The following is a 2,525-nucleotide window of genomic DNA, read 5'->3' as shown; positions in this document are numbered from 1 at the left end:
CATGTCGCGCGCGCCGATCTGGAGCGGCATGACATAGTTGATCAGGCCGGTCAGGAACGGCATCGCCATGAAGAAGATCATGATCGACCCGTGCGTCGAGAACAGCTGCGAGAAATGATCGGACGACAGGAAGCCGGCATGCTGGATCGCGGTGGCCTGTTGCGCCCGCATCAACACCGCCTCGATCAGTGCGCGCGTCAGCATCACGAAGGCGATCACGATGTACATGATGCCGATCTTCTTGTGGTCGAGGCTGGTCAGCCAATCGGACCACAGGCTGCGCCACAATCGGTAGCGCGTCAGCAGCCAGACCGTCGCCGCGAAGCCGATGATGACGAGCGATGCCGCACCGGCGCCGATGACCTCGCTGACCGTCGGGTTCTCATAGGTGCGCACGAACGGCAGGTCATGCCAGGCGAAGCGCCCGAGAACCTCGGGCCAGAGCGGTGGATGAGGTTGGGTCTGCACGCTCAACGAGCCTTTGCGGATAGGGCGCCGGCCTGCGCATGGCCGCCGTTCGCCGCAACGACGCGGTCGAAGAAACCTTTTGCAACTGGCGAGTATATTGCCGGCGACGCGATCCCGCGCTGCGAGAGCGCTGCCCATGCCGCCGCATCGAGCGGCCGGCGCACCTTCGTCGCGTTCGCCAGCCATGAGCGAAAGGCATCCGGAGGCATAGCGACGATCGCGAACCTTTGATGCGCGAACTTCGTGCCGTTGAACTGCACGTTCTCGCCCATGTACCGCCCCGGTCGATCGACGGCGAAGTTCAGCTTCGTGCGCATCCCGGCCATTGCGTAGATCTGCCCGGCGAGTTGCGGCAGCAGCAGCGATTGCATCACGGTCCCGCTCGTCAGCTGGACCTGGATCGGCATGCCTATGGGCACCGCCAGCTGGTTGACCGTGGCGATGCGCTGATCGGGATAGATGAACACCCATTTCCAGTCGAGCGCGATCGCCTGGATCGGCGAGGGACCGCCGCGTTCAGCCAGTCTCGTGTACGGATCGTCGCGCTGCGTGGCTGGCCACAGGATGAAAGCAAGCAAAACCACGATGCCGATGGGCGGCAGCCAGATGAGACCTTCCAGCGGCCATGAGAACCCCCATTTCGGGCGATAGGCGTCGTGCGTGTTGGACTGCCGATAATGATAGGCGAACACGGGAACCAGGATCAGCACCGGCACCGCCACGAACAACAGGATGCCGCAGACAATATAGAAAAGGTGGCGCTCCTGGCTGGCTACCGGTCCCTGGGCGTTCAGGAAACCGTGATCGAGCGCACCGCAGGCGGTCAGCAGCAGCAAGCAGGCCAGGGCAAGGGTAAACGACCGCTTCACCCTTTAAGCGGCCTGATCGTCGCCCGTCGCAACTCGCGATCGTTGCGCGAATAGTAGAGCCACAGCGTGCCCTCGTTGTCGACCAGCGATGCGGCAAACGCGATATCCTTCTGCCCCGTCACGTCGCTGGGCGGCGCGATCAGCGGCTTGTCCGACCGCGCCACGACCCGACAGAGATCGGGCGACAAGGCCACCCACCCGATCCCCCAGTCGGTGTTCTTGTCCGCGCCGTTGTAGAACATCACCGGCATCTCGGGATTGCCGAGCCACAGCGGCCCTGTCGACAGGTGGAAGCTGTCCCAATGCCCCTTTCGGATACCGAACGGATCGGGTTGCTCACGCCACGGGCCTGCTACGCCGTCGCCATAGGTCAGACTGACCAGCGAGTGACCATTGTGCGCGTACTCGTACAATAGGCGCCATGTGCCGTCGGACCGCAGCACTGTGGCTTCCTTGACGTTGTTCTCACTCTTGCTGTCCGCGAGTGCGACACCGTGCTTCTCGAGATCGTCGATGCGCGGTCCGGTCGCGTAGAGCAGGTGCCCGGTCCCACCGCCGTCGACGCCCGTGTAGAGCACGATATATCCATCGTCGGTCTTCACGACCGTCGGATCCTCGCACCCCCGCATGTCCTTTCCGCTCGGGCCAGGCACGATGACCGGCGTGTCGTTCATCCGGAAGGAAAGGCCGTCGCTACCGCTGCGGCCGTACCAGATGCGGCCGCTCTCCGTCTTCTGCTCCTCCATGTTCGGCGGCACCGCGCGCACGAGCATGTGCAGCCGCGCATCGTCCTTCTCGGTCCAGACGAAAGGGCTCATGAGGTTCCTGGACAACAGTTCGTCCGGGCCGTCGAGCGAGACGTAGTCGATCCGTTCGACTTCGAAGTCGATCGTCATTGTCCTGTCCCCTTGGCGATCATGCGCCAAGCGCGAACATTTTCGACAGACCGCCATCAATCGTCAGCGTCGACGCGGTGAAATAGTCCCCGGCAGGCGATGCGAGGAACACCGCGACATTGGCGACCTCCTCGGGCCTGCCCGGTCTCCTGATAGGAATGACCTCACCTTTCACTTTCCGGACGATCCAATGCTTCTCGGCCGCCTCGTTCATGGGCGTCAGGATCATGCCGGGCGCGATCGCATTGACGGTGATGCCGTCCGGCGCCACCTCGATTCCCAGCGTTTCGAC

At 63.2% G+C, this 2,525-nt stretch carries 4 protein-coding genes; all 4 read right to left on the bottom strand.

Translation table 11 applies throughout. The features are described from left to right. Nucleotides 1-468: cbb3-type cytochrome c oxidase subunit I (locus ACE5C1_RS00435; RefSeq protein ID WP_374942093.1), on the bottom strand; the 468-nt coding region annotated here is incomplete at its 3' end. A gap of 2 nt (nt 469-470) precedes the next feature. After that, nucleotides 471-1,304, bottom strand: a complete 834-nt coding sequence (locus ACE5C1_RS00430) for a cytochrome ubiquinol oxidase subunit II (protein ID WP_374942092.1) — start codon at nt 1,302-1,304, stop codon at nt 471-473. 29 nt (nt 1,305-1,333) lie between these two features. Further along, complete coding sequence (locus ACE5C1_RS00425; RefSeq protein ID WP_374942091.1) at nt 1,334-2,233, bottom strand: glycosidase; 900 nt, start codon at nt 2,231-2,233, stop codon at nt 1,334-1,336. A gap of 19 nt (nt 2,234-2,252) precedes the next feature. Beyond that, nucleotides 2,253-2,525, bottom strand: a 273-nt coding sequence (locus ACE5C1_RS00420; protein ID WP_374942090.1) for an SDR family NAD(P)-dependent oxidoreductase, incomplete at its 5' end; no start/stop codon positions are given.

It is taken from the genome of Sphingomonas sp. (genome assembly GCF_964263785.1).
GTDB lineage: Bacteria > Pseudomonadota > Alphaproteobacteria > Sphingomonadales > Sphingomonadaceae > Sphingomonas.
The sequence above is the reverse complement of the archived record's forward strand: the minus strand, read 5'-3'. Positions and strand labels throughout refer to the sequence as shown.